Below are 22,357 nucleotides of genomic sequence, written 5' to 3'. Positions count from 1 at the left end.
AAACTTCTGGCTACCGGATCGACCCGCTCACGGATCGGTGTGAGCGCCGTCGACGCCGTCCTCGAGAACGTCTTCGGAGTCGGAATCGAGGATGTCCCCGGGTTCGGAGTCGAGGACGGCCGCATCGATCGGTTCATCGGCCCCGGTATCGCCAGTGCTCGACGGAGTTGGATCGTCTTCCGGTATGTCGAGGGCGTCCGCACTCCCGTCCGATCTGGACTCGAGATCGGGTTCGTCGGATCCGACGGCAGCGTCGAGAGGGTCGTCGGGTGCAGTGGTCGGCTCAGCGGGTTCCTCGGCTGAGGCAGTGGATTCGTGGGGGGCGTCTGATACAGCAGTCGGTTCGACGGGGGTATCGGAGACGGCAGTCGGTTCGACGAAATCGGTGGATCCAGTGGTGGGTTCGAACGCGTCCTCGTCGTCCGCGAGGTCGCTATGATCGTCGCTGCGTTCGCCCGTGGCGGGGCGGTCCGAACGGTCGTCCGAAGCGTCGTCGGTCCCGACCGACGACTTCTTCTCCGGGGTTGCGATCGCACCGATGTACTCGAGGCTCCGTTTGTGCTCTGCGGTCGTCAACGACGAGCGGGGTTCGGGGTCGTCGATCGGCACGGGCCGCTCGGTGAAGCCGTTTAGCAGCCGGTGGAAATAGGACTCGACAGGCTCGGAGATCCAGCCCAGCGAGCGGTAGTAGGCGATCGTCCGGGCAGTGCCGTCGATTCCCGCCTCCTCGATGAGGTACTGGAGCAACTCGAGGGTCAGGATTTCGGCGTCCGGCCGCGAGGGGTGAGAGACGAGATACGGCGGGTCGCCGATCTCGCCGTTTTCGCCGCCCTCGAGGTCGGGATCTGCGCTCGCGTCGTCGAACTCGTCGGCCACGTCGTCTCCCTCGGGGAGTTCCGTCTCCGAGTCCGCAAACGGATCGTCCGCCTCGAGCGGGTCGTCGGCGTCGGCCGTCGCGTCCTCGTCCGGGGCTAGAAACTCGTCGATCTGCTCGTCCGGGGACTTCCCGTCCGCCGAATCGGCGTCGGCGAACTCGTCCGCGGACGCGTCGTCTTCCTCCTCCTCGAGCGGGAACCCGTCGTCCGGGTCGGATTCGTCCATCGGGTCCGCGTCGAACGGGTCCGCCGCGGACGGATCGTCGTCGGCCAGGTCCCCGCCGAGGGCGTCGTCGCCCAACTCGTCGTCGCCCAACTCGTCGTCGGTCAGATCGTCGTCGGTCAGATCGTCGTCGGTCATGTCGTCGTCTACCTCCTCCTCGAGTGCGCTCTCGTCTGCGAACTCGGCGTTGAACGCCTCGTCGTTTTCGTCATCGAAATCGTCGTCGAGAAACTCATCGGCGCTGGCTTCGGAGATCTCCTCGTCGATCTCCTCGCCGGGGTCGTCGGTCGCGCCGAAGCCGCCGTCGGTTGCGTTCTCGAATGCGTTGCCGATCTCCTGGTCGCCGACGAACGGGTTGATCCCCTGGGTGACGATCTCGTAGAGGTCGACGAGTTTGTCGACGTTCTTCTCGACGGATTGGATCGAGTCGCTGATCTTCTCGTTTTCGCCGCGGACGGTTTCGACCTGTCCCTGCAGGGAGTCGATCTCCTTTTCGACTTCGTTGAGACGGTAGGCGAGTTCGTCGTCGTCGTTTTCGTCGTCGTCGCCGAACTCCATCTCGCCGTCGATCAGCGAATCGTCGTCGGTCAGCAGGTCGTCACCGCCATCGTCCTCCGGTTCGTCAGCGTCGTCGAGTATGCTACTCATTTGTGTTCACTCTAGTCGGCGTTGTTCGCCACGTGGAAGTCGATGCTGTCCTCGTTGCCGTGTACGATCGTCGTTACGCGCGTATCGCCGTCGACCTCGAGGTCCTCGATCTCGCCGACGTCGATCGTCACCTCGACGATTCCGCCGGATCGCCAGGAGTTCGCGTCGACGTCGAGGCGTTCGACGGCGAGGTGGTCGTTCGAGACGTATCTGCCGTCGACCAAGACGTCGATCGCGGAGCGATGGACCTGCAGCGTCTCAGAGCCGACGTTTTTGACCAGTACGGACACCGTCTCGGTTTCCGGGTCGTAAATCGACTCCGGGTGGCCCGGATCGCTCGTGATCGCGATATCGGTCTCGACTTCGGTCGCGACGTTCGAACTTTGCATCTCGATCGCGGTGCTCATCTGGTTGACCTCGAGGATGACCGTCCCGGCGACGCTGGCCGCGACGATGACGCTCGCGATGAACATGATGAGGTGGGAGGTAGAGACGCTGGCCATGGGTTACCCCTCCGTCTCCGTGAGAGTGATCGATTCGGCGGCCGATATCCCGGTTTCGGTCGTGAGCTGTATCCGGTCGACCTCGTACTCTTCCTCCCCGAAGATCGTTTCGATGGTTTCGATCGGGACGACGACCTCGAGAGTCGAGCCGGGGTACCAGAGGTCGGTCTCCGAGATCTCGTCGTCGCCGTCGATGACCGTCGTCTGGTAGTCGTCCGGATGGACGTACTTGCCCTCGAGCAACACGTCGGTACTGGAGATCGCCAGCCCGGTCGTCCCCGTGTTTTCGATACGAACGACGACGTCATCGACGTGTGTCTCGTTATACGTATCACCGTTGCTATCTTCGTATTCGACGACGTGGAGTTCCTGGATCGCCGTGGTCACGTTGAGGTCGGTGTTCAGTCGGTCGCGGGTCTGGTCGCTCTGGGTCGCGAGTGCATCCCCGGTGTCGGTACTCACCGAGAACATGGTGGGGACGAAGACGCTCGCCGCTACGAGACAGCCGATAAGCAAAATCGCAGCGGAAGCGCTCGTGCTAAATCCCATTCGTTCGGTATCACGAATGCCACGGTCAAAAGCGCACCGGCCATCGGCTCTCGAGGCGCGAATCGCCGATCGCGAGACGGCTGTGCCCCGATCGAGCGAGCGCGGTCGTCGACTCGAGTTTACAGCGAAACCGTTTCGCCGGCCTCGAGTTCGTAGGGGACGACCAGTTCGGTGCTGGTCTCGAGGCCTTCCGACGTCATCAGCGTGACGTGTGCGTCGTCGCCGGCCTCGAGGGAGACGTCCTCCAAGACGATCGTCGCCCGGTCGGAGCCCGAGCGAAGCACCGTCCCCTCGATATCGCGGATGTCGTCGGCGTGGACCTCCTCGTAGCCGCCCGACCCAGCACCGGTGTAGTCGACGACGAGCGACTCTAAGTCGATCGCGCCCGAACCGGGCGTCGGTCCGACGGTGATCTCGACGGTCTCGATAGTGCCGTCGGCGGAGACCTCCCCGACGGAGGAGAACACGACGAGCCCGCTCGAGACCTGCTGGGCGCTTTCCTCACCGGTGGCTTGCGCCTGGGACTCGAGGGTCCCGGCGGTGTGGATCAACGCGCCCGCAGCGATGGTCGCCACGAGTACCATCGCGATAAAAATGATCAGCGTTCCGATTCCGACCTGACCGCGTCGGTCGTTCGATACACCTGTTGTCACCATCGATAATCAGTCCCTAGAGACTGCTTAGAGACTGATCGAGTCGTCAGTGAGCGTGGACGGAGCCATCAGGACCTCGGTGGTCTGGGAGCTGTCCGCGGTGACGATCGTGAACTCAGCAGATCCACCCGCTTCGATTGGGGTGAAACTGTCGCTGCCGCCGTTGAGATCGAGTTCGATCTGATATCGATCATCCGCAGTCATAACGGCATTGTCGAGTTCGTCATCAGCCAGACTGTCTCCCTCGAGATTCTGGATATCCAGACTATCGAGATCCTCTGCCTGTCCACGTTCGGTTTCTTCGCCGACGTATTCGAACGTTGCTGCTTCGAGGTCAACGGCATCTGCACCTGGACCGAGCGAGACCATCATCGAGACGCTATCGATGTAGTCCCCAGTGCCGGTTCCACCACGTTCTGCGGCATCAACCTGGAAGTCGATACCGCCGTCACCGTCTTCAACGATGTCAATCTGATTATCGAGAGCACGCACGTCGAATTCGAGAGTCCCGACAGCACCGTCAAGGTGCTCACCACCCTCGCTGGTCTGATCAACACGATATTCGACCTCCGCGTCATCTGCAGTCAAGGCATCGAGATCATAGCTCTCATCGTGTGGTTCAAGATTAGCAACGCCCTGACTGGTTCCTTCTTCGACAAGAACGTCAAGCGAGCCCGTCTGATCGTATATTTCGATAGAGCTCAGGTCCTCTTCGTCGAAGGCATCCGTAAGTGTAAGCGACGGGCCAGCCGAATCATCGAGATTAACGTATATCGTCACCACACCTTCTTCATCGATCAGGCTCTCGTAAACATCAAATTCTGCCTGAACATCGTCGCCGCCGTCAGTAAGTTCATCCTCGTCAATCATGACAGTAACCGTTTCTCCTTCATCGAGTGAAAGTCCTGTCAAATCGTCCTCGATGTCATAGAAGTCGTTGGTTTCACTGTCTTCTCCGACGAGAACCTGTGTCTCGATTCCGGCTAACTCGTCGCTATCACCAAGTGCTTCGAACTCGAGATCAACACTGTCGAGTGGATCTCCAGTACCAGCTACCTCCCCAGTAGCCGACTCGATTTGGACGACATTCGAGACCTGTGCCGTACTCTCTTCACCCGTTGCCTCTGCCTGCGATTGAAGAAGACCGGCGGTGTTGATCAGCACACCCGCCGCGATCGCCGCGACGAGTACCATCGCGATGAACACGATGAGGGTACCGATACCCACCTGACCGCGCTCTTCTTCGTCTGTGATTCGTTCGAACATGGTTTTGGTTTGCAATCGTCTTCGGCAGCCACTCGAGCCGACGTCGGTCGCTCGGCATCGCGGGCGATTGGTCGACTCGAGTTCAGTGGCTCCCGAAGCGTGCATACGGCTTGTGACTGTCCTGTAATAAACGTATCCGCCGTTCTGACACTATTTAACTCTACTTGCCGACCCTCAGGGTACTTAACTGTGTTTGCCGACGGCGAGAGCAACGGTTATATCTTGTTGCCGCCGGAACCCCGCTTAAACCCCCTCGAGCGTTGATTTCACAGTAGTCGTCGGATACACTATCGTACCTCGAGCGTGGAGCCTATCGCGACTCGAGCGAGGAGCAGTTCGGCGAGACGTATAACCTATCGTACCTGTTTTCGCCCGCGGCCGAGAGACTTATTTCCCACCTCCGGCGATATCCACCACATGAATATCGTCGACGGCGAAAAGATCGAGTGCAGTCGGTGTGGGGACCTCATCGACCTCGACGACGCCAACATCCTCGGAAAGAGTAACAACCAAACGTACGCGAAACCGCTGTGTAACGACTGCCTCCAGAACGTCGGCGTTCCGAAAGGGTACGAACTCGAGCGCGACGTCAGCTACCTCAAAACGGAGTAACCATCGAGACGACTCGAGCAGCTACTTGTGGTTCATCGCCTCGCTCGCGATGTTACGCCCGCGAGGTTTCAACGCGACCTCGCGACGAATTCGGACCTCCTCTAACACGTCGAGTTCGATCAACCGCTCGTAGATCTCCTCGACTCTGTCGATATCCATGTCGAGAAACTCCGGCACCTCGAACGGCGAGACGCCCGAGTAGATCGCCATCAACACCTCCTCTTCTTTCCCCGAGAGATCGATCTGCGAGGCGTTTTTCTCCGCCCCGCGGTCCAACACCGACTTCAAAATCGCACAGTTCTGGGGCGACCCCGAGAGATAGGTCTGGACGCTCGAGCCCTCCTCCGTGTGCTCGGCTTCGATCACCGGCCGCTCGCTCGAGTGGACCGTCCGCTCGTCGCTCTCGACGGTACCGACGTCGTCGACCTCGATCTGGACCAGTTTGCCGTCCTCGACCGCGAAGTTCGCGAGACCCGGGTTGATCTTGACGCGAGCCTTCTGCCACGAGGAGTCCTGGACGACGCCGCCTTTCACCGCCGGATGTTTGATCAACACGATCTCGCCGTCCAAAATCGCCTTCTGTAACTCGAGTTCGAACGTGTCGACTTCCTCCATCGAGATCAGATACACGTTCTGTCCGTAGTTGATACTGATGTAGTTCGAGACCTTCGCGATCGCCTGATTGACGTCGTAGCGGCCCCGAATCGACTGAATCTTCGACAGCGGAACCGTCTCTTTTCCCTCGTTGCCGACGATCACCATCCGCTTGTTCGAGAGGACGATCCGGCCGTTCGACCAGTTCGTATCCGACAGCTTGCGCCCGTCGCGGACGACCTGCGTGAACTGCCCCGTCACGTCCGCGAGTTTCTGTTCGGATTTGCTCATGAGAGATCACTACCCGCCATCTCGAATCCACCCAGCTTCGACAGCGCGGAGAACCCACGCTTTCGCAGCCGATCGTTCTCGGTTTGCTCGACGAACTTCGACAGTCGCTCCCGGGACCGATCGCCGCCGATCTTCCCGAGGACGAACAACGCCTTCACGCACATCCCGTCGTCCCGGTCGCTCTCGACCAGTTCGAGCAACCGCTTCTCGAGGCCCTCGCCGTCGAGCAACGCGAGGCTCATCGCGGCGAACTTCGAGGTCATCTCGTCGTCGTCTGCCAGCGTCTCGATCAGCGCATCCTGGGCCTCGCGGACGTACTCCTCGTCGGCGATCCGCCCCAGCAGCCACGCCGCGTTTCGACGCTGGGCGGTCTCCGAACTCCGATCGAGAATCTCGATCAGCGGCTGGACCGCCTCGCGTTCGTTGGCCTCCTCGAGTTCGTCGACGATCTTCTCCCGAACCGTGTGACTCGCATCCGCGGGAGCCTCAGAGAGCAACTGGACGAGCGAGAACATCGCCGTCCGGCGGACGACCTCCGCGTCGTCGCTCAACGCCTCGGCAAGGATCTCGACCGCCTCGACGCTCCCGAGTCGCCCGAGCGCGTCCACCGCGATCCGACGGAGCGTCTCGTCGTCGTCATCGGCGATGTCGACCAGTTCGCGAAGCGCGTTTTGGGTCCCGATATCCGCGAGCGCGTACGCGATCTCGACCCGGACGTCGTACTGATCCTCGTGGAGTTTGCGAGCGAGCGCCGGGATGGCCCGTGGATCCTCGATTCGCGCGAGGGCGCGCGAGACGCGCATTCGCACGCGAGCGTTCGGGTCGTCGAGGCGGTCGACCAGCGCCTCGAGGACGTTGTCCTCGCCGATCCGGCCGAGGCCGGTCGCGGCCGCCATCCGAAGCTCCGGCTGGTCGGCGTCTAACCCCTTCGCGAGCAGTTCCGCTTTCTTCCACTGCGCGACGGAGTCGAGATCCTGCCCGGAGATCTCGCCGATGAACTGCTCGAGTGCGTCCTGGCCGTACTGATCGAGGGCGTCGATCGACGCCGCTTTCACCTTCTGCTCGTCGTCTTCCTGGGCCGCCGTAATGAGGGCGTCGACGGGGTCGTTGTTGGGCTCGATCGTCTCGTCGGCCTTCGGTGCCAGACTGCCGAGGATCTCGGCTGCACGACGGCGAATGTCGGCGTTCGAGCTTCGCTCGAGATACGTCGTGAGTTGTTCGAAATCCGCGTTTCGTTCGAGTTCAAACAGCGTCATGTGTGCGTATACGCCAGTCCCGACCCCACCGTCGACGTTGGGCGGAGATACGACCTCCAGGAGTATTCAAAGTTCTGTTCATGTCGGCTGTGCGGGCAGTTCGAACGGGTGGGTCCCCTGCTCGACGACGCCGGCCCCCGCCGTCGCTGCTGGATCGAGCGCCGTCGCGTGGACCGATCTTCCCCGACGGTCGAGGGGTGAACCGGTGGCGGCGTCTCGAGTCCGAACTGCCGGCCGAAATCGGACGGACCGTCTCGCGTTCGCACGGCAGACCACGCCCGGGAGGGTGGTACTGGCAGGGTAGACCCGATCATGTTAGAGCGTCTGACGGTCGGCGTTGGTGTTCGATCCGATGACGTACTCGTGGTCGTGGACACCGGTAGCGCTTAACTCCTCCCCGTGGCGGCCCGTTCCGTCCGGATAGACCATCGTATCGACGATCGCGTTCCAGACGGCCATTTCGCCGATCTCGCCGTCGAGATCGCGCTGTGCCCACCGGGAGTTCGCCCCCCAGCCTTCGACCTGTCCCTCGAACCGATCGCCGACTTCGGTGTAGAGGTGATCGAACGATCCCCCTTCGGCGACGATGCCATCCCGGTACACGACGTAGATGAGCCCGATCTCCTCGTCGGACTCCTCTCGGTTCGTCGCGTCGGACTCGTAGAAGAGGACGAGATCGTCGTCCTCGGTGTCGTGATACAGTTCGTCGACGGTGATGCCGTTGTCCTCGAGTAGGTGGTGAAACTCCCCGGCGGTCGCCTGTGGGTCGTCGCCGGGCGCTTCGGGTTCGGCGGCGACGCGTGTGTCGTCCGGAAGTACGCCCAGACAGCCGGCGGTGAGCGAAAGCGTGAGCGAACCGACCGCACCGAGCGTCTGCCGGCGGGAGAGTCGCGATTTCGCCACGGATTCCTCGGAGTCGTGGCGTCGTCCCGACTCGTCGGGTGCGTCAGCCGTGTCCACAGGAGGTTTTCGCATACGTTGTGTGAGAATTACGCCAGGAGGTCAAAAACGCGTCGGCCATTCCCACGGGATGCGTCGACCCGGTCGCCTCGAGTCGCGGGCGTGGCCGATAATACAATAAACGTCGGTTCCCTATCGCCGCTATCGTGATCCCTCCGAGGCGAGTCGATACCGGACAGGGGTGTGTCGGACCGCTGCACCCGGATGAAGAAGAGCCATCGCCGAGCCGGTCGCGGATCGGACGATCGACCGAGGTGGCCGTCCCGCCACGCCGACCGACTCGGTGGTCCCGGCGGCTCGTTCGCGTCGCAGTTATCGTCTGTCTCGTCGGTTTTCTCGCGGCAGTCGGATCGATCGGCGTCGCCGCGGCGTCGGCCGGTACGAGTCACGCCGATCCGGTGGGTGCCGGCCCTGAGGTCCCGCTACAGGTCGACGAGCAGTGTGATCCCGCGGCGGACGGCGTCGTCGTCCGATTCGGTGACGACAACGTCGTCAGCGGCTCGCTCGCGGGCGACTGTCCCGCCGATCCGTACGTCCACGTCGAGGACTCGAGTGAGACGTTGACTATCGACGACGGCGTCGTCCGGACCGAAAGCGGCGAGAAAGCCACGGTCGACGGGAAGGAGATCCACCAGTTCGACGGCCAGGAACCCGATCTCCTCGTCTCGGACGGCGAGTTCGTCAACTCGTCGCTCGTCGTCGACGACGATGGGTTCGTCGTCCTCGAGGACGACGGGGATCAACACCTTCGGGTGGACGACGACCGCGTCCGCTTCGACGGTGATCCCCGGCTGTCACTCGAGATCCTCGAAGCGACCTCGGAAGTCGCCGAGGGTGAGTCCCTCGATGTGACGACCGAGGTCGAGTACCTCGGCTACCACGAGTTCGACGGGACGGTTACCGTGACTATGGCGAACGAGTCGGGCCCAGTCGAGGAGTTCGAGTCGGGCGTCAGCTTGCAACACAGGGAGTCGACGACCACGACGGAGAGCTACGAGACGAAAAACGGCGACGCCCCGGTGATCGATATCAGTTCCAGTATCGGGGGAGCGCCGGGAACCGTCGGTGTCGCAGCACCGCCCGACCACGCGAGCGTCGACGTCGAGGAAGCGAAGATCGTTCTCGACGTCGCCGATCACAACCGGCCCGCCGAAGGCGACGATCTCGAGGTGACGGCGGAACTCGAGCGCATCGGAGACGTTCCGCGTGACGACTACGACGATCAGTTTTTGATGGAGTTTTTCGTCGACGAGGATCGGGACGGTGACTGGAGCCGTGTCAGCAGCAGGGCGGTCGATCCGGTTGGCGGAAGTTCGTCGACGACGGAGACGTTCACCTACTCGACGAGTGAGGGTGACGGGCCGGACGTCGACGTCGGGCTCACGGTGTTCGACGGAGACATTTCGGACGATCCGGAGTGGCACAACAGAGTCGACCACCGAACCGTCCCGGTCGTCTCGGAGGACGCCTACAAACAAGAGGCCACGGTGAATCTGACCAGCTGGAACGCACCGGAGGAAGGCGACGACCTCGAGCTGACGGCGGATATCGAACACGACGACCTGCCGGACGGCTCTCACACCGTCCCGGTCGTCTTCTACGCGAACGGCGAGACGATCGAAGAGCGAAGCGTGGCGCTTTCCGGTCCGGGCTCCGATTCGGTCTCGGAGTCGTTCACCTACGAGACTACCCAGGGCGATGCGCCGGACGTGACTGCCGGCGTTCGGACGCCGGGCGATCGCCAGTCCGAATCGGTCCGGGTGTTCGGCAGCGGCTTCCAGGTCGAGATCCTCGAGACGAACGCGCCGGTAAACGAGTCAGAACGGATGCAGGCCACCGTCGCGATACAGAACATCGGTGACATCGCCGACGCCCAGGACGTGCGGCTGATCGTCGACCGGGCGGGAGACGACCCGGACAACAGACTCGAGCGACGACAGGACAACGCCAGTATCAATCTCGGCGTCGGCGAGACGACGACCGAGCAGTTTAGCTATCGGACGGGAAGCAACGAACCACCAGTCGTCGATCTGATCGCGAGAAGCGAGAACGACGAGGATCGAGTGACCGCGACCGTCCGACCGGACGCACCACGCTTCGAGGTCACGGAGATCGAGCTTCCGGAATCCGCCGAAGCGGGAGAAGAGGTTCCGATCACCGCGGAGATTACGAACGAGGGTGCCGCTGGGGGAACGCAGTACATCGAAATCGAGTCGGCCGACGAACTCGTCCACATCGATCGATCCACCCTTCCCCCGGTGGAGAACACGACGGTGACGTTCACCGATACGGTACCGGAGGGCGAGGAGACGGTCGAGTACTCGGTATCGACCGAGAACCATACGGCGACGGAGTCACTCTCGATCACTGGCAGTACCCAGGAGCCAACCGAGGCGTCGGCCGACCCTGACGAGACGGAATCCGACGACGAGCCCGCCGACGACGACGAACCTGCAGGAACGGCCGAACCATCCGAACCGAGCGAAGCGGTCGAAGACCCGGAAAGTGGGATCTCTTGGCTTCGCGTCGCCGTGGGAGCCGTCGTCTTTTTCGTACTCGTGGTGATGGTCTTGCTCGTCACCGCCGCGACACTCCTGTATCGAAACGATCCGGAGAACTTCCCGCCGGACGGCGACACCATTCGGGCACACGCAGAGGCCGCCGCATCGCGTGCGAAGACCACACTTGCTGCCGTCGTCACCGCCGCGAAAAACGGCGACGTCGGGACGCTCAAGTCGATTCTCGGGCTCGGCCCGGGAACGCTCGTCGTCCAGAACGAACTGCCTCGAGCGGCGACCGTCCGCGTCCGCTGTCAGACCGCCGACGACACGGTCGTTCTCGAGGACATGGAACTGGGTCCGGACGAACGCCGCGATCTCGGATCGTTGCCGAACGTCAGCCAGTTCAAAGTCGGTGCTGGCGTCGACGACATCACCGCTCACGAGGAGGTCTTTCAGGGAGTTTCCGGCGATATCGGCGTCGTTCTCCGGACCGACGGGATCCTCATCGCGAACCACACGTAACCGGCGGTTGCACGCGAGTCATACGGTTTCCTGTCGGTCAATTCCGGCGCACCCCCGACCCGGGCGGCGGTTCCGCCGGAACGGTATCGTCCGACGTTATTTCCCAGCTGTGAAACTCAATATAAATACAGAATTTATTTATTCGAGACAAACCTGTTCGTTGATAATGCGAATCACAACGGGCGTACCCGGCTTCGACGCGCTGGTCGACGGCGGCATCCCGAAAGACCGGTTGTACGTGATCAGCGGCCCCCCAGGAAGCGGGAAGACGACGTTCTGTGCACAGTTCGTGACGAAAGGGGCGATCGACGGCGAGACGACGCTGTTTCTGACGCTTCACGAAACCGAAGCGGAGCTGGTCTCGGATCTCGGTAACTACTCGTTCGGATTCGACCAGGCGGTCAACTCGGGCCACGTGAAGGTGATAAACGCCTTCGAGAGCGAGGCCAAACGTCTCCTCTCGTCGTCGTCACGGAACTCGAGCGAGTTTCCCAAAAGCGTCGACAACCTGGCGAACCAGCTCGTCGCGTTCGTCGAATCGAAAGGCGTGGACCGACTCGTCATCGACTCCGCGATGTTGCTCGAGTACTACTTCTCCGACGACCTCGACGCGCTAATCAAGTTCCTCACGAAACTGAAACGAGCCGACGCGACGGTGCTTTTGATCTCCGAGATGACGGACCCGACCTCCTACACCGACGGCCACTATCTCGCTCACGGCGTCATCTTCATGCACAACTACCTCGAGTCCGGCGGGATGACACGGGGCATCCAGATCATCAAGATGCGGGGGACGAAAATCGACTGTGATATCCGCAAGGTCGAGTTCACGGATCACGGACTGCGCGTCGACCCCAGCGAGAAGATCCAGAGCTGAGATGTACGAACGAGCCTTCGGCACCGACTGGGAGCGCATCGACGACCGCGAAGAGGTCGTCCGACGTGCGTTCGCACTCGGCGTGGCGGCACGGCTTGGCGAAACGCATCCGGGCGAACTCGAGCGCCTCGAGTCCCAGACGGAGACGAGTTACGCTCAGAGCTTCGTCGATCTGGCCTACCAGAAGGGGCGAAACGAGGCGAGAGAAGTGCATGAATCGGCCGACGACGACGAGGTCTGGGAGATGCTCGTCGAGAAAAAAACAGTCGTCGAAGCGCCCGACCGGGGTGAGGACGACGAATTCGACGACATCGACCCTGACGCGGATATCTTCGAGGAGACGACCGTCCCCGCTGCACTTCGCCGTATGGCGGTCGATTCCCGACCGGACGACAGCACCGATCGGGTCGGACAACCCTCGTTTCTCGAGAGGGGCGGTGGAGCCAGACCGCAGAGCGGGTCGGACGAGGACCAATCGGTGTTCGGTCGGTCTCTCGGGGATAGTCACCAGCGCACCGACCGCGAGGAGTCGACCGACGAGCCAGAGAACGAGGCCGAAGGCGGCGATCGAACCGCAAACGAACGGGACACCACCGGAGCGAGCGGCGACGAAGGTGACGGGACGACACCACGGAAAGAGCCGACAGACGACTCGGACGGGACCGATTCGTCGAACCGAGGATCCGACGAGAACCGAACCGACGACCGCTGACTCGATACTGAGTGGCGTCCCAAGCCTGCACTGATGGGTGAAACCGTGTGTGGGTGACTGATTTTACTCATCAGTCGACGCTTGGGACGGTACTGAGTGGACCGTCCAGTAAATTCGTACCCAGTAGCGCTCCCTATTGGAGGTAGAGCTGCGCAGCGGTGTCAAAGCACGATTCTGGTGAGCCAGCGAACGAGCCGTCGAGAGAAATCGACGGCTCGTACCGGTCATCGCTGTACTTGTAGAAGGCAAAGCCCCACGAGTCGGGATCACCTGTCCACGTCAGTCGGCACAGTTTCGTTGGCATCTGACGAATCCGTTCTTTCTCTTCTTCAGGTACGGAGGGAGCAATCCATGGATCGCTCTCCAGCGCGTCAATGTATGCATATTCGCCACGGAAGCGAACATCTACACGCGCGCACCGCTCGTCCCACGCGGTGCGCGCGTGGGTCTCAAGCCGATCTCCAAGTTTCTGACGTTCTATCGTAGGAATTGAAGCCATACTACCTAATGGCGTCCAACGAGCTTTACCCTACCGCAGGGAGGTTCTCAAGCCGTCTGTTCAGCTGCTCTGTTGTGTATGTCCACTCGAAGGGCTCTGGAACCGCGTTCCAGAGCACTTCAAACCCAGACATCTGGCGCATCAGATCAGCAATCGACTCGAAGCTGCTCCCGGTCAACGCTTTGCGCGTCACTATCGAAAAGTACAGCTCGATCTGATTCAACCACGACGCGCCCGTAGGCAGATGCAGTACCTCCACGTTGTCGTAGTGTTTCTTCAGCCACCACGTGAACGTGTTTGGATGGTGAGCACTACCGTTGTCGAGTACCCAAAACACCCGATCTGCCGATGTGCAGATCGGGTGATCCATGACCTCCTCAACAAGCCGCTCAAAGTTCGCACGGGTGTTCCGAGTGACACAGTGACCATGGACTTCACCCGTTGTGGCGAAGAGTGCTGCCTGATAGGTACAGGCACCATTGCGTTCGTACTCGTGTTCAACACGGACGGGCCGTCCCGGTCCCGGCGGCTGGCGCTGCCGGGACCGGGCGGTAAGTGCCGTCTTTTCGTCAGCACAGATGATCACATCTCGATCCGTGAGTTGCTCATCCTTCCACGTACCGTTATACAGGTCAAGGACTGGTGCGGCCTTCTGTGCGAATTCTGGATCACGTGGTGTCTTCCAGGAGGTAGTGGTCCAGGGTTTGATCGCCGCCTGCCTGAGCCAGGCGGCGATCGTTGATGGCGAGGGACAAGGATCAAGCTCACAGACAGCAATCATGTGAATATCGGTGCTGCTCAACCGGGACAGTGGCAGCTCATGTGTAGTGGGGAGTTCACACGCGAGGGCAGTGATATGGGCTCGAACAGCATCATCGTAGATCGGTGGTCGGCCGGGCCGGGACGCATCCGCGAGCCCGGCCCGGCCAGCGTCGGCAAAGCGACCGCGCCATTTACGGACGGTTTTACGTGTACAAGAGAGCTCTACGGCGATTTCGGTATTGTTGTATCCGTTAGCGGCGAGGAGGATAATACGTGCGCGGAATCCATCCCGTTGTGAACTGGTTGCTTTGCGAGTGACCGCCTCAAGATCGGCTCGATCTTGAGCGGTCAATGTAACTGTAACTGGCTGAGGTCCTGGCGACATGAGATGCACTCTCGGCGGAGAATGCTCATTTAGAAGGGGTGAAGAGGAATAACAGTTCCAGTTCTATCTGGGTACGAACTTCCTGGATGGTCCACTGAGTGCCTTGACACGCCTGCACTGCAGGGTCGAATGCGGTGGTGTGGTCCGAGTCGACCCTGCAGTCGACGCGTGGCGGAGTACTGAGCAATCCTCTCGAGACGCCTCCGTGACCGATACGGATCGCTGTCGCTGTCTGTCGCACACGGGCCCCGTTTTCCGGGTGCGGCGGTACTGACGCACAGCAGTCTCACAGTACAGCAGAGCGTATCACAGGACTCGTTCGACGCCATCCGCCCGCTTGACGATGAGCGACGCCGTCTCCGGATCGAACTCGATCGACCGCCCGTACTGTCCGCCAAAGTCCGTCGCGGCCAACGTTACGCCGTTGTCCTCGAGTTCACGACAGAGCGCGTCGACGTTCCGTTCGCCGATCGTTCGATCGCCACCGTCGAAGTCGACCATCGTCGCCGCGCCGGCGCTTTTCGCCCACGCCCGGCTCGGCTCCCCACCGAGGTTACGAAACGCCGACAGCATCGACGACAACCCTGAATCGGCAAACTTCGCCATCGGGTGGTGACGACTGTTCGCGGCCGTCGCCGATGGGAGCATGAAGTGTAACAGTCCGCTGACGCCGGCGAACTCGTCGTGTATCGCAACGCCGATACACGAGCCGAGCCCGCTCGTCTTGAGCGACACCGTCTCGTCGGTCACCGCGAAGTCGGCAATGCCGACGAGGATGGCCCCCTCCGTCGGGTCGTGGCGATGTGGCCCATCTGCCGGATCAGTCATCGTCGCCACCACCGACTCGAGCCGACACCCACTCGGGCCCACCATCCCCGAACAGCGACTCCGGCCGACACCCACTCGGGTCCACATCCCCGACGACGGAGAGACCAGCAGCGCTCGAGTCAGACCGGGACACGTTCACCGTCACAGCGTGTCCACGTCCAGGATCATCACGACCTCCCCTTCTCCGAGCACCGATGCGCCGCTGATTCCCGGAGAACCGCTCAGAACCCCTTCGAACGGTTTGATAACGACCTCCTCCTGGCCGACGACGTCCGAACACCGGAGACAGACCTGGCGAACTGACTCGGTGATCCGAATGACCATATCGTCCGGCGAGGGTTCGTCGGTCGGAACGTCGAGTCGCTCGCCAAGAGAGAGCAACGGATAGATCTGTTCGTCGTGTGTCACCGTCTGGCGACCCTCGACCGATTCGATCGTGACGTCCTCGAGTTCGGAGATCTCGTCGATGTTCTTGATCGGTACCCCGTACGTTTCGTCCCCGACGGTAACGAAGAGGACGCGGACGATGGCGACGCTCACCGGCAACATTAGCGTCACGCTCGTTCCCGCTCCGGGTTCGCTTTCGACGCTGATCGAACCGTCGACGCCGCGGACAACCTGGTTGACCACGTCCATGCCGACACCGCGCCCGCTGACCTCCGTGACCTCATCCGTCGTCGAGAATCCAGGGTGGAAGATCAGGTCGTACACCTCCGAGTCTTCGAGGACACGGGCTTCTTCCTCGGTGAGGACACCCTGATTGATCGCCTTCTCGCGGATCTCCTCGACCTCGAGTCCGCGACCGTCGTCCTGGACCGTAACGGAGACGCGGTCGCGGTCGCGTTCGCCGATCAGCTTGATCGTCCCTTCTCTCGGTTTGCCCTTCCGTTCGCGTTCCTCCGGCGGCTCGATCCCGTGATCGACGGCGTTACGGATGAGATGCATCAGCGGATCCCCCAGTTCGTTCAGGATCGACCGATCCATCTCGATGTCGACGCCGTCCATCTGGAAGTCGATCTCCTTTTCTTGCTTGCGAGCGAGGTCGCGAACGACTCGCGGGAAGTTACCGACGATCTTCTTCAGCGGAACGAGTCGGATTTCGAGGACCGTATCCTGGAGGCTCGCGGTAATCTTGCCGTGTTCCTCGAGTTCGTCCTCCGCTTCGACCAGTTCGTTTTCCTCGACGATCTTCCGGAGTTTGATCCGGCTCGTCACCATCTCCTCGACCTGGTTGTACAGCTGATCGATCTGTTCGACGTCGACCCTGATCGACTCGACCTCCTGGCTCGCGTGGGCGAACCCGGAACCCGAGTCGGTTGTCGAGGCGTCGTCCTCGCCGTCCGAGTCGGCGTCCTCATCCGCCTCCGTCCGCTCGGCGACGATCTCGTCGGTCACCTGGGAGACGGCAACTGCATCGACGTATCGGTTGTTCTCGTAAAACGCCGCCACCTCGTCGCTCGAGACGTCCGGATCGGTCAGCACGTAGGCGTCGAACGAGGCGTCGAAGTCGCCGTCCTCGATCGTTTCGCTGTCCGGCTCGAGGCCGACGAGGGCGTATTCGTCTTTGATCGCATCGATGACGAACATGGCGTCGACGTGTTCCGAGCCGGTCTCCTCGAACTCGACGACCGCACGGTAGACGTCGGCATCCGCCGGCAACTCGGCGTCGATCTCCTCGGAGAGCGCCGCGAGTGGAACGTCCCGTCCCGACGAGACGTCGCCCGAGCTCTCGGCGTTGCCGGCGGATTCGTCGGCCCCAGCGTCGTCCTCGCCGTCGGTTCGTTCGTCGTCGATCGACGCCCGGATCTCCTCGATCGTCGCCTCCGGGTCGGTCTCGGTTTCTCCGTCCTCGGAGATCTCCTGGACCATCCGATCGAGCAGGTCGACGCCGCTGAAGATGAGGTCCATTCGCTCGCCCGTCACCGCGAGTTCGCCGCTTCGAATACAGTCGAGTAAGTCCTCGACCGCGTGGGCGATCTCGCTTGCGTCGGTGTACCCCATGACGCCGAAGTTACCCTTGAGATTGTGTGCGACCCGGAACACCGTCTCGATCGAATCGGAGTTCTCCGGGTCGTCGGCGTTCTCGAGATCCAACAGCGCGTTGTTGAGTTGCTGGATGTCCTCCTGGCTCTCCTGGACGAACGTACTCGTCGGATCGCTCACGAGGACCACCCCCTGAACGCGTTGGTGATTCCCTCGGCGATCCGATCCTCGGGGAGAACCATATCCACGTCGACTCGCTCGGCGGCGACCTTCGGCATCCCGTACACCCGCGAGCTCTCCTCGTCCTGGACGATCGTCTTGCCGCCGGCGTCGGCGATCGACTCGAGGCCCGCCGCGCCGTCGGCACCCATCCCGGTCATGACGACGCCGACGAGATTTCCGGTGACGTGTGTCGCTGCAGTCTCCATCGTCACGTCGATCGCCGGCCTGACGTTGTGACGTTTGGGGCCGTCGTCGTTCGCCACCGTGAGCCGACCGCCGGTCACGTCGGTCACCTCGAGGTGGTACCCGCCTTTCGCGAGGATTCCCTCGCCGGGCCCGACCGTATCGCCGTCGGTTGCCTCACGGATCTCGTAGTCGGTTCGTTCGTCGAGACGCTTCGCGAATCGTTTCGTGTAATGATCAGCCATGTGTTGTACTACCAGGATTCGTAATCCTGCTCGGTGTGGAAGTTCGGACAGCACGCGCTCTACGACTCGCGGACCGCCGGTCGATGCGCCGATGACGAGCGTCGGATCGGACGGGAACTCGTCGGTAGCGTCGACCGTCGGCGTCGCGCTCCGGATCGTGCGCCCTCGATCGTCGTCTCTCGTGTCGACGGTCGCTCCCGCGACCGCACGAACGCGGTCGACGATCTTGTCCTGTTGGGTCCAGATGTCGACCGAGTTGTCCCCGGAGGGTTTCGCGATGAAGTCGACCGCGCCGGCCTCTAACGCCTCGAAGGTGGCGTCGGCGTTTCTGGTCGTCTGCGAGCTGATGACGAGCATCGGCGTCGGGTTCTCCGCCATCACGCGTTCGATCACCTCGTGGCCGGTCAATCCGGGCATCTGGATGTCGATCGTCGCGATATCCGGCTCGCAGTCGGCGATGAGTTCCACCGCTTCGATCCCGTCTTTCGCCCGCGCGACGACCTCGATTCCGCCGTCCGACAGGATCTTGCCGAGCGTTTCGCGCATGACCGCGGAGTCGTCCGCAATGACGGCTCGGACCATCAGGAGATGACGTCGTGGATCGCGTTCTGAATCGTACTGTTCTCGAACGGCTTCGTCACGTAGCCGTCCGCCCCGGCCTCGATTGCCGGTTCCATTCGTTCCTGTTGGGTCACGCTCGTACAGAAGATGATCTTCGCATCCGGATGGAGTTCCTTGATCGTGGCAGTTGCTTCGATTCCGTCGACACCCGGCATCACGATATCCATGACGACGACGTCGACCTCCGCCGTGTGGGCGATCTCGATCGCTTCCTCGCCGTCTCCAGCCTCCGCGACGACGTGAAACTCCTCGGAGATCGCCCCCCGAAGCACTGATCGGACCGCTTCGGAGTTGTCGACGATCAAGACGTTCACTGCCATGGGGCAGGATTGTGAGGTTCGGCGCATAAAGAATTCGGCCAATACCGCCGATCGAGACGATCGAGTTGCCTCGCTGTCTGGAACCCTGGCTGATTTGGCCGTGTCAGTTATGTAGGCAGAGTTGAAACGACTCAAGCGAATGGCGGGACCCGCTCGGCTGTGTGTAACAAACCAGAAAGGTGGCGTCGGGAAGACGACCGTAGCCGTCAACCTGGCCGGTGCGTTGAACGAACTCGGACACGACGTCCTGTTCGTCGACCTCGATCCACAGGGGAACGCGACGGAAGGACTCGGCCTCCTCGAGGCCTACGACGCCGAACCGCCGTCGCTGCTCGATGCGTTGATCGATCCGACGGGCGTCTCCCCCGAGGATATCGTCTACTCGCACGCGGAGATGGACGTCGTCGTCAGCAACATCGACATGAACGCCGCCGCGTCGGCGCTCGCACAGGAGTCCGGACCCGAGACGCGTCTGGCGACGCTGTTGGACGGGATCGACGGCGACTACGACTACGTCGTCGTCGACTGTCCGCCCCACCTCGGCGTACTCACCGACAACGCCCTATACGCGACCGAGAACATCGTAATTCCCGCACTGACCGAACCCACGAGCAAGCGATCACTCGAGTTGCTGTTCGATTACGTCGGCTCACTCGAGATGGAACACGACCTCGAGATCGAGCCGATCGCACTCGTCGCGAACCGGATCGAAACGACGGGCGAAGACGAAGCGATGCTCGCGTGGTTTGAGGAGGCGCTTCCGGACGTCCCGATCTTCCGGGTGCGAAAACGCGTCGCACTCCAGCGGGCGTTTACCGCCGGAACGTCGGTGTTCGAAGCAGACGAGGAGATCGATATGGCCGAGGTATTCATAGACGTCGCCGAACAGGTCGAGGAATCGATGACCGACACGGAGGTACTCGCATGACCGACGACAGAGCGGAACGCCTTCGTAACCTCAGGAACCGAACCGGAAACGGCCGAGACGACACAGCCGAAAACGCCGACGCCGAATCCGAACGGACCGACGAGGCGGACGAACAGTCGATCGAGGGTGACGACGCCTCGAACAGCGACGACGGGAGCGGAGAATCCGTCTCGTACGACGAATCCGAACACGTCGGATCGGAGCCAGCTTCGTCAGCGAGCGGTGCGCCCGACACGGAGACTGGTGGTGCGCCCGATACGGAGGCGACCGCTCCGTCAACGGCGAATGTGTCAGCCCCATCCGAGACGGAATCGAGAGCGGAGTCGACCGACCCATCCGGGGCGGACGCACAGGGCGGCGTCGACGCCGCCCTCCAAGGGGCGATCCCCGACACCTCGAGCATGATGGCGGCGAGCGAGACGATGGGGGGCGAACCAACCGTCGACGCGTCCGCCCTCGAGGCCGACGTCGACGAAGCGAGCAGGGCTTCGATCGGGGAAAACGAGGGGGTCTTCGATCGCGACGAGACCCTGATCCACTCCGCCCACGACGCCAAAAACACCGTTCAGATGCTCGAGTTCTACCTGAACGAGAACCGATACGCCATCGAGATCGAACGGATCAGCGCCATCGTCGAGATGAAAGATATTACCAGATTCCCTCGCGGACCGGACGCGATCGACGGCGTCACCGATCTCCGCGGAGAGATCACCGGCGTGCTCGATCCAACGACCATGCTCGACGTGGAACGAAACGAGTGTTCGGACGACCAGTACATCGTCGTCCTCAAACGCGACGACGACAAACAGAAGCTCGGAATTCGCGTCACGGACGTCTCCCAGGCGGTGACCTACCGGGAATCCCAGATCGACGAGACCGGAACGGTCATGGACACCACGACCGACCACCAACACGAGTTCATCGAAGGGATCATCAAGAAAAACACCGACGACCAAACCAGCCTCGTCACCTGGCTCGACGTCGACGCGATTATCGAAAATACGGGGTAACTCCCCGTCCGCGACGGGGACGGGAGATCCCGTGGTCCATACGAATTGTTGTCACGTGTTACCGGAGATCGCTCGAACGGGAGCATCGATCACCGCTACCGAGCGACGAGAGACCGTATCGGACGGTCAGCTGTACGGTATCGTTCTTATTGGACACCGTATCCAGCGGTGGGTTACGTACCCCTCGAGTGAATTACCACTGGCCGAACCACCGGCCACGATCATGACTCTACTATCGAACACTGTCATGACTGCACCATCGACCACTGTCCAAGGTGCAAAAACACTTATTTAGCTGTCTCCCACTTTCTCGACTATGTCTAGATCCGACGGTGGAGCGACCGATACCGACGTCGATACCGGCCGACGCATTCAAACGTTCGACGTGGGATCCGCCGACGTGAACCGGGCGAGAGAACTTGCGTCACTTCGTCCGGACGACGAACGAACGCTCGAGTCGATCGCCCACGTGTTCGCGGCGGAACGCGACGACCTCGCCACGGGATTCGTCGAAGCCGTTCGCGAACACCCAGCGGCCGACGCCCTCGATCGAGACGAGCTGGACGGATCGCTCGAGCGAGAACAACGCGAATTACTCGAGGAGCTCCCCCACGGCGAGTGCGACGCGGCGTTTTTCGACCGTCGGATCTCGGGGGACGAAACCGCCACACTCCTCGCGGCCGGTCCGGACGCCTACCTCGGATCTCGGGAAGTCTACTATGAGGGGATTCTCCGGGCGATCGCCGACGACGTCAAAGCCGAATACGCTCCCGAGACCGACCTCGAACCGGTCGAGGACGAGCGAACCGACGGTGGCGCCGTCACGACCAACGCCGACTCACCGAACGGGGTTTCGGACGCAGTCGACGCCGTCGTCGATCGAGCGCTCGCGTTCGTCCGAGTCGCGAACGTCGACGAACAACTCGCGATGCGGGCGTACGCGAGTGCACGCGACGATGAAGTTGAGGCGTACGAGGCAAAACTCGAGCGCCAGCAATCGAAACTGGACGACTACGAGCGCCAGATCGAGGAGTACGAAGCGAAACTCGAACGAACCGAAGACAGCCGAGAAGCCCTCGAAACCGCGACGGAGCGCGTCAAATCGTCGGTCGACGAGGTTCGATCGGTGTCGGACGACGTCACACGGCGGACGGAGAGGATCGACGATCTGGCAGACGAACAGGAGGGGTCGATAAACGAGATCGCAGGCGAGATCTCCGGCCTCTCGGCGACCGTCGAGGAGATCGCTTCCAACGCCGAGGAGGTAAGCGCCACCAGCGAACGCGCCGAGGAACTCACCGACGACACCACCGACACCGCCCAGGAGGC

At 61.8% G+C, this 22,357-nt stretch carries 19 protein-coding genes and 1 pseudogene; 7 read left to right on the top strand and 13 right to left on the bottom strand.

From position 1 onward, the window contains the following. Positions 1 to 27: 27 nt before the first annotated feature. From FYC77_RS12290 to FYC77_RS12270, 5 genes are all read right to left on the bottom strand, one after another. Entirely contained in the window at positions 28 to 1,746 is a 1,719-nt protein-coding gene (locus FYC77_RS12290; protein ID WP_149081792.1) for a FlaD/FlaE family flagellar protein, read from the bottom strand. 11 nt (positions 1,747 to 1,757) lie between these two features. Then, positions 1,758 to 2,249: a flagellin gene (locus FYC77_RS12285; protein ID WP_149081791.1), complete on the bottom strand. Its 492-nt coding sequence runs from the start codon at positions 2,247 to 2,249 to the stop codon at positions 1,758 to 1,760. A gap of 3 nt (positions 2,250 to 2,252) precedes the next feature. Then, positions 2,253 to 2,798 carry a flagellin gene (locus FYC77_RS12280; protein ID WP_149081790.1) on the bottom strand — a complete coding sequence of 182 codons (546 nt, stop codon included), beginning with the start codon at positions 2,796 to 2,798 and terminating at the stop codon, positions 2,253 to 2,255. Between the two features lie 119 nt (positions 2,799 to 2,917). Next, on the bottom strand, positions 2,918 to 3,454 hold the full coding sequence (locus FYC77_RS12275; protein WP_149081789.1) for an archaellin/type IV pilin N-terminal domain-containing protein: 537 nt from the start codon (positions 3,452 to 3,454) through the stop codon (positions 2,918 to 2,920). Positions 3,455 to 3,478: 24 nt separating this feature from the next. Continuing rightward, positions 3,479 to 4,717, bottom strand: a complete 1,239-nt coding sequence (locus FYC77_RS12270; RefSeq protein WP_149081788.1) for an archaellin/type IV pilin N-terminal domain-containing protein — start codon at positions 4,715 to 4,717, stop codon at positions 3,479 to 3,481. A gap of 417 nt (positions 4,718 to 5,134) precedes the next feature. Between FYC77_RS12270 and FYC77_RS12265 the strand changes: the two genes are divergently transcribed. After that, positions 5,135 to 5,329 carry a hypothetical protein gene (locus tag FYC77_RS12265; protein WP_149081787.1) on the top strand — a complete coding sequence of 65 codons (195 nt, stop codon included), beginning with the start codon at positions 5,135 to 5,137 and terminating at the stop codon, positions 5,327 to 5,329. 21 nt (positions 5,330 to 5,350) lie between these two features. Here the strand turns inward: FYC77_RS12265 and FYC77_RS12260 are convergent, their stop codons facing one another. From FYC77_RS12260 to FYC77_RS12250, 3 genes are all read right to left on the bottom strand, one after another. Next, positions 5,351 to 6,214 (bottom strand): CheF family chemotaxis protein, encoded by an 864-nt coding sequence (locus FYC77_RS12260; RefSeq protein ID WP_149081786.1) that lies wholly within the window; start codon positions 6,212 to 6,214, stop codon positions 5,351 to 5,353. Next, positions 6,211 to 7,470 (bottom strand): HEAT repeat domain-containing protein, encoded by a 1,260-nt coding sequence (locus FYC77_RS12255; RefSeq protein WP_149081785.1) that lies wholly within the window; start codon positions 7,468 to 7,470, stop codon positions 6,211 to 6,213. The genes FYC77_RS12260 and FYC77_RS12255 overlap by 4 nt, the downstream gene beginning before the upstream one ends. A 315-nt stretch (positions 7,471 to 7,785) precedes the next feature. Next, positions 7,786 to 8,445: a hypothetical protein gene (locus FYC77_RS12250; protein WP_149081784.1), complete on the bottom strand. Its 660-nt coding sequence runs from the start codon at positions 8,443 to 8,445 to the stop codon at positions 7,786 to 7,788. A gap of 239 nt (positions 8,446 to 8,684) precedes the next feature. On the opposite strand from FYC77_RS12250, the gene FYC77_RS20165 reads away from it, so the two are divergent. The 3 genes from FYC77_RS20165 to FYC77_RS12240 all read left to right on the top strand — a co-directional run bounded on the left by FYC77_RS20165 (position 8,685) and on the right by FYC77_RS12240 (position 13,042). Further along, positions 8,685 to 11,453, top strand: coding sequence for a hypothetical protein (locus FYC77_RS20165; RefSeq protein WP_162354521.1), 2,769 nt, complete (start codon positions 8,685 to 8,687; stop codon positions 11,451 to 11,453). 166 nt (positions 11,454 to 11,619) lie between these two features. Further along, positions 11,620 to 12,330 (top strand): RAD55 family ATPase, encoded by a 711-nt coding sequence (locus FYC77_RS12245; RefSeq protein ID WP_149081783.1) that lies wholly within the window; start codon positions 11,620 to 11,622, stop codon positions 12,328 to 12,330. A gap of 1 nt (position 12,331) precedes the next feature. Continuing rightward, positions 12,332 to 13,042 carry a hypothetical protein gene (locus FYC77_RS12240; RefSeq protein ID WP_149081782.1) on the top strand — a complete coding sequence of 237 codons (711 nt, stop codon included), beginning with the start codon at positions 12,332 to 12,334 and terminating at the stop codon, positions 13,040 to 13,042. Between the two features lie 524 nt (positions 13,043 to 13,566). Here FYC77_RS12240 and FYC77_RS12230 read toward each other — a convergent pair. The 5 genes from FYC77_RS12230 to FYC77_RS12210 all read right to left on the bottom strand — a co-directional run bounded on the left by FYC77_RS12230 (position 13,567) and on the right by FYC77_RS12210 (position 19,090). After that, complete coding sequence (locus tag FYC77_RS12230; RefSeq protein ID WP_238386933.1) at positions 13,567 to 14,688, bottom strand: IS630 family transposase; 1,122 nt, start codon at positions 14,686 to 14,688, stop codon at positions 13,567 to 13,569. A gap of 306 nt (positions 14,689 to 14,994) precedes the next feature. After that, the gene (locus tag FYC77_RS12225; protein WP_149081780.1) at positions 14,995 to 15,516 is read right to left on the bottom strand and encodes a chemotaxis protein CheD; all 522 of its coding nucleotides are present in this window, start codon (positions 15,514 to 15,516) and stop codon (positions 14,995 to 14,997) included. A 141-nt stretch (positions 15,517 to 15,657) separates the two neighbouring features. Then, positions 15,658 to 17,688: a chemotaxis protein CheA gene (cheA, locus tag FYC77_RS12220; RefSeq protein WP_149081779.1), complete on the bottom strand. Its 2,031-nt coding sequence runs from the start codon at positions 17,686 to 17,688 to the stop codon at positions 15,658 to 15,660. After that, positions 17,676 to 18,731, bottom strand: coding sequence for a chemotaxis-specific protein-glutamate methyltransferase CheB (cheB, locus tag FYC77_RS12215; protein WP_149081778.1), 1,056 nt, complete (start codon positions 18,729 to 18,731; stop codon positions 17,676 to 17,678). The genes cheA and cheB overlap by 13 nt, the downstream gene beginning before the upstream one ends. Continuing rightward, entirely contained in the window at positions 18,731 to 19,090 is a 360-nt protein-coding gene (locus FYC77_RS12210; RefSeq protein WP_149081777.1) for a response regulator, read from the bottom strand. Before FYC77_RS12210 ends, cheB begins: the two co-directional genes overlap by 1 nt. A gap of 139 nt (positions 19,091 to 19,229) precedes the next feature. Between FYC77_RS12210 and FYC77_RS12205 the strand changes: the two genes are divergently transcribed. The 3 genes and pseudogenes from FYC77_RS12205 to FYC77_RS12195 form a co-directional block, all read left to right on the top strand. Continuing rightward, entirely contained in the window at positions 19,230 to 20,018 is a 789-nt protein-coding gene (locus tag FYC77_RS12205) for a ParA family protein (RefSeq protein ID WP_149081776.1), read from the top strand. Then, entirely contained in the window at positions 20,015 to 21,028 is a 1,014-nt protein-coding gene (locus FYC77_RS12200; protein WP_149081775.1) for a chemotaxis protein CheW, read from the top strand. Before FYC77_RS12205 ends, FYC77_RS12200 begins: the two co-directional genes overlap by 4 nt. Positions 21,029 to 21,344: 316 nt before the next feature. Continuing rightward, positions 21,345 to 22,357 (top strand): annotated as a pseudogene (locus FYC77_RS12195) (protoglobin domain-containing protein); the annotation flags it as partial.

This window comes from Natrialba swarupiae (assembly GCF_008245225.1).
Classification (GTDB): Archaea; Halobacteriota; Halobacteria; order Halobacteriales; family Natrialbaceae; genus Natrarchaeobius; species Natrarchaeobius swarupiae.
This window is presented reverse-complemented; position numbering and strand designations above follow the sequence as displayed.